This is a genomic window from Stenotrophomonas sp. HMWF003, assembly GCF_003061285.1.
In the GTDB taxonomy this organism is placed as follows: Bacteria; Pseudomonadota; Gammaproteobacteria; order Xanthomonadales; family Xanthomonadaceae; genus Stenotrophomonas; species Stenotrophomonas maltophilia_AP.
Window position 1 is genome coordinate 1 of the sequence record NZ_QAIW01000128.1, and the last position, 5,897, is coordinate 5,897.

At 61.7% G+C, this 5,897-nt stretch carries 2 protein-coding genes; both read left to right on the top strand.

Annotation, left to right across the window (positions count from 1 at the left end; translation table 11 throughout):
* The first annotated feature begins 28 nt into the window (after positions 1 to 28).
* A complete protein-coding gene (locus DBR34_RS22130; protein ID WP_128095942.1) occupies positions 29 to 4,258 on the top strand; it encodes a calcium-binding protein in 4,230 nt (1,409 codons plus the stop codon).
* A gap of 248 nt (positions 4,259 to 4,506) precedes the next feature.
* Positions 4,507 to 5,895, top strand: a complete 1,389-nt coding sequence (gene ppnN, locus DBR34_RS04950) for a nucleotide 5'-monophosphate nucleosidase PpnN (RefSeq protein WP_128095943.1) — start codon at positions 4,507 to 4,509, stop codon at positions 5,893 to 5,895.
* Positions 5,896 to 5,897: the final 2 nt, after the last annotated feature.

The window sequence follows — 5,897 nt, forward strand, 5'->3', positions numbered from 1 at the left end:
GGCAAAAGCCGCGGACGGCGCAGCTCACGTGTACGTCTTTGCCGAAGACATCGATCGCGCTCTTGTTCGCTTCATCAAGGGTCAGGGCTTTGACCTGAGGGTAGTGATTGAGGGCACCGCCGACAGCGTCCTCATCCAGAACTTCTTCAAGGCCGACGGCACCGACACTTTTGAGTTCGGTGATGGCTCTGCCCTGACTGCCGAAGAGGTCTGGGCGCTCACCGAAGGCGGTAATGGTGGCGGCAATGGCGTGGGTGGACCGATCAACGGCGGTGAAGATGGCGACCTGCTGACGGGCGGAGAGGGCAATGATGAATTGCTGGGCGGTGGCGGCAATGACACGCTCCAATCGCTCGGCGGCAACGATCGGTTGGTGGGCGGAACCGGTGACGACACTCTGGACGGTGGTCAGGGCAATGACGTCTACGAGTTCGGCCTTGGCTTCGGCTTTGATCGCATTACTGGGCTCGAACTCTCCAGCGCCGGGAGTGACACCATTCGGTTCCTGCCTGGGTCCGGCTTTACCCGCGCTGCGGCGGGCATCACCCGTATCGATGATTCGTTAACCCTGAGCTTCTCAGGTGCCAATGGCTGGGATGTATTGCAGTTGGATGGATTCTTTGCTGCTGCCAATGCCAGCCACGTGATCGAGTTCGCAGATGGCAGCATCCTGCGTGCCAGTGATCTCGGCGGTGGCCCGCAGATCGGGCTGCCCGGCCAGCCATCGGAGGGTGCCGGAGATGGAGATGACATCCTGCGCGGTGGCACCGGGAATGACATCCTTGATGGAGGCGCTGGTAACGACCAGATCGACGGTGGCGCTGGTGATGACGTCATTCGTGGCGCCGATGGCAACGATCGTCTCCAGGGCGGTGTCGGCAATGACCAGCTATATGGTGGTGCCGGCGATGATGAGCTGGACGGTGGGGCGGGTGACGACACGCTGGATGGTGGCAGCGGCAACGATACGTTCCGCTGGGGACGTGGTCAGGGGAGCGATACCATTGTCGCTGGCGACAACCAATCCCAGCGTGACATCCATCTTCAGGAAATTGGTTCGCTGCAGGAACTTGAGTTAACCCGTGAAGGGTTCGACCTGCGGCTGGGATTCATGGATACCGGCGAAACACTGACGATCAAGGGCTACTTCGACCCGAGTCTGCCCTCGACACGCCTTGCCTTCGGAGACGGTACGCCGATGCAGCCCACGGATCTGTGGGCTGGCGATAACCGTATTGTGGGTGGCAACTCGTATGAGTCGGATGTGCTCTATGGGTACGGAGGCAATGATCGGATCGACGGCATGGGTGGCGATGACACTTTGTTCGGCGGCACTGGCGACGATACGGTCGATGGTAACTATGGTGTCGACCGGTTGTACGGTGAGGATGGTGATGACTACCTGTACGGTGACGGCCAGTACACATCGAAATGGTGGGAAGGCGGGGGTGCAGACTACCTGAATGGTGGTGCGGGCAATGACTATCTCAGCGGAAGTTCTGGGAACGATACGCTGCTGGGCGGGGGTGGTAATGACACCTTGTTGGGCGGCCTGCATGACGACCTACTTGTCGGTGGCACCGGGAACGATCATCTGGAAGGTAACGAGGGTTCAGACACCTATCGCTTCAGTCGAGGGCACGGCCACGACATCGTACGAGAAGCAGGCATCAGCCAGGTCGACCTGAACGTCATCGAGTACGACAGCACCATTTCCCCCAATGAAATCACCGTGCGCCGCAGCGGTCTCAGTGGCAACGACCTGGTCCTCGATCTGCTTGCCACCGGCGATTCGATCACCATCTCCGAGTTCTATCGTGACCTCGTGCCGGAACCGGAGCGCATGCAAGGCATCGATGGCGTTCGTTTTTCCGATGGCACGTTCTGGTCGATCTGGGAAATGGCGGCGAAGTCGATGCAGGGCACTGAACGCAACGACATCCTGCGTGACCTTTACGTTCCTGGAGACCTCTATGACGGCGCTGGCGGCAATGACTACGTATTTGCCCTGGACCATGACGATACTGTAATGGGTGGTAGCGGCAATGATGCCCTCGCCGGTGGCGCCGGCAATGATCTACTGGATGGAGGCGTCGGAAATGACTACTTGCGTGGGGAGTCCGGGAACGATGTTTACCGCTTCGGGCGAGGATCTGGCGTGGACTTCATCAACAATAGCGACGGCACGATTGCAGACTACGACGTGATCGCCTTGGAGCCTGGGATCGGCATCGACGACGTCGTCCTGAGGCGCTCCGGTGACGCACTGGTGATCGACATCCTTGGCACGGATGATCGAATCGTGGTGATCGATCATTTCCGGCCCCAAACCGATTGGTACATCGGCGGATTGGTGGACGCGCTGAGGTTTGCTGATGGAACCGAGTGGACAGCGGCGGAGTTCCTTGGGCGTCTCGGTGAACCGTTGCCCGCACTCGCCGTCGAGATCGATGGCCAGCGGCTGGCAGGGAGCCGCGGTGACGGAGGCTATGTGTTGGGCGTGCAACAAGGAGCGGCATCTTCAACCGGCGGACTCAATGCCGGGACTTGGTTCGATCTTGGCCCTGCGGACACGCGTGCGTCGGTGGAGTTTGCCGACAGGCGGGTCGAGGGAGGCTACGCAGCGGATACATATGTCTTCGGTCGGGGGTATGGGCGGCAGAATGTCCATGACGCCGGTGGTGTCGACCAGGTTCGGTTTGCCCTAGGCATCGATGCGGACGACGTGAGCATCGAACGCGTCGGTGACGATCTGCTGCTCCGCCTTGACGCAGATAATTTCCTGCGGGTGCATGGACAGTTCAACGGCGCTGCTGGTGTGGAATCGGTCACGTTCGGTGATGGCACCGAATGGAACGCCGCGTGGCTGCTGGCGAACGCGTCGCTGCTGGACAGAGTCATAAGTGGCGGTGACGGTCGGGACCTCCTGCAAGGCGGCATAGGAAACGATACGCTTCTCGGCGGGGCAGACGACGACGTCCTCATGGGTGGCGATGGCCAGGACCTACTGGACGGTGGTGCGGGCGCAGACCGGATGTTTGGTGGCGCTGGCGATGACACGTATGTCGTTGACAATCTAGGCGATGAGGTGGTCGAGCCTGCGGATCGGAGCGAGGGAGCTGAGGAGGACGGCACTGACACAGTGTTGGCCAGCATCGACTACACCGCACAGGCGAACATCGAGCGCGTTTTCCTCCAAGGAAGTGCGGATCTGAATGCTACGGGCGGTGAAGGGGCCAATGTTCTGGTTGGAAATGCTGGCGCGAACATATTGCGCGGTACCCCGCTCGACGTCTGGTCTTCGGCAGACGACTGGCTCGACGGCGGCGCAGGCAATGATGTGCTCTACGGCGGCTGGGGCAACGATACGTTGATGGGAGGGCTGGGCAACGACTACATGGAGGGTGGCGGAGGCGCAGACCTTTACTACGTTGACAGCATCGGCGATGTTGTGGCGGAGCTGGATGACAATGGTGGGGGCGAGTCTTTTGTTGCCGCGCGCGCTGATATGAGCATTTTAGGCGTCCCCGCTGACGTCGGGGATGAGTGGGGAACGCCTGCGGTGGGTGTGCACCCGGGTCGTAACGAAGACACCGTGGTGTCCACGATCGACTACGCGTTGGGGTCGGGCGTTGAGGGTCTTGTACTCCGTGCAGATGCTGTCGTAGGCAACGGCAATGCACTGAACAACACTCTTGTCGGCAGCGATCTGGACAACCAGTTGTTCGGGCATGACGGCCAGGACGCGCTGTATGGCGCTGGAGGCAGCGACGCGCTTGAGGGAGGTAATGATGACGACTTGCTGGTCGGTGGGGCAGGGAACGATCTGCTCAACGGCGGTGATGGTTATGACAGGTATGAGTGGCGTGTTGGTGACGGTCACGACGTCATCGTCAACGGCGATGCATGGGGGGAGGACAGGCTGTCGTTCAACGACATGACACTCTCTGAAATGCAGGTCAGTCGAGTCAACGCTGACTTGGTCGTTGCGACAGCCGATGGTACCGGCAGTGTGACGATCAGGGATTGGTACTCGGACAGTAGTAACCGCTTGGACTGGGTCATGGACCGTGACGGGAACCAGTGGGGTGCGGATGATATGGAGGCATTCGCGGCCGGCGCGCCGGTGCCAGGAAGTGAAGGCGCACTACTGGTTCAAAGTCTGGCCCAAGCCTCTGCGGCGCCGGGACCCGCGTTTTCAGTCCATACGCCGTCTGCTCATTCGACGCAGCTGCTGTTCTCACTAGCAGTATTGTGATCCTCGTCTGAAGGAGGGCCGGCCTCATGCCGGCCCTCTTATTGAATGTCCGTACAATCTTTTCACGATCCTTGTACCTGGCGAGGACGGCGTGTATGATAGAAGAGTTGAGCCAAAAACAGTGATCCGCTCAAGGCAACACCAGCTTTGGGGAGAAGGTATATCCAACGGTCGGGCTTCCCGGCCGTTTTGCTTTTTAAGGGGGCAGCAGTACAGTCGTCTACCTTGAGGAAGCGAAAAGAATGGAAATGAAGATCACCGAAACTCCGGCGCGGACGCTGCCGGTGCAGGACGCGCGGATCTACCCGCGCGGTGGACTGGATGTGCTGTCGCGCGCCGAGGTGGCACGCCTGCGCGATGCGTCCGGCGGTGGCATGCACGAGCTGCTGCGCCGTTGCGCGCTGGCCGTGCTGACCAGCGGCAGTGCCTCCGATGATCCGCGCGCGGCGCGCGATCTGTACCCCGATTTCGACATCCAGGTGGCCCAGCAGGATCGCGGTGTGCGCATCGACCTGGTGAACGCACCGGCGATGGCCTTCGTCGACGGCGAGATCATCCGCGGCGTCGCCGAACTGCTGTTTGCCGTGGTCCGCGACCTGGCCTACATGGCCATCGAAATGGGTCCGGCCTACGCGGCCGAACTGGAATCCTCCGAGGGCATCACCAACGCCGTGTTCGGGCTGCTGCGCAACGCGCGCATCCTCAACCCGGGCGACCCGAACCTGGTGGTGTGCTGGGGCGGCCACTCGATCGGCCGCGATGAGTACCTGTACACCAAGCAGGTCGGTTACGAGCTGGGCCTGCGCGGCCTGGACATCTGCACCGGCTGCGGCCCGGGCGCGATGAAGGGCCCGATGAAGGGCGCCACCATTGCCCACGCCAAGCAGCGCAAGCACGTCACCCGGTACATTGGCCTGACCGAGCCGGGCATCATCGCCGCCGAGTCGCCGAACCCGATCGTCAACCACCTGGTGATCATGCCGGACATCGAGAAGCGTCTCGAAGCGTTCGTGCGGATCGGCCACGGCATCATCGTGTTCGCCGGCGGCGTCGGTACCGCCGAGGAAATCCTGTACCTGCTCGGCATCCTGCTGCGCGAGGAAAACAAGGACCTGCCGTTCCCGCTGATCCTGACCGGCCCGACCGTGGCTGCACCGTACTTCGAGCAGATCGACCGCTTCATCCGCCTGACCCTGGGCGATGCGGCCGCCGCGCGCTACGAGATCATCATCGGCGACCCGGTGGCGGTGGCGCGGCGCATGTCCGCCGGCATCAAGCGCGTGCGCGAGCACCGCCTGGAGCAGAAGGATTCGTTCTTCTTCAACTGGTCCATCGAGATTCCGTGGGAGTACCAGCAGCCGTTCGTGCCGACCCATGAAGCCATGGCCGCGCTGGACCTGCACCACGGGCGCCCGCCGCATGCCCTGGCGGCCGATCTGCGCCGCGCGTTCTCCGGCATCGTGGCCGGCAACGTGAAGGAAGACGGCATGCGCCGCATCGAGGAGTTCGGCCCCTTCGAAATCCACGGCGACGCCGACATGATGCAGGCCCTGGACGAGCTGCTGCGCGCCTTCGTCGAGCAGCGCCGGATGAAGATCTCCGGTGAGTACCAGCCCTGCTACAAAGTGCTGGCCTGAGC

Bases quoted from the DNA above. Each gene is read 5' to 3' on its own strand.
- ppnN (WP_128095943.1), top strand. From the start codon at position 4,507: ATGAAGATCACCGAAACTCCGGCGCGGACGCTGCCGGTGCAGGACGCG.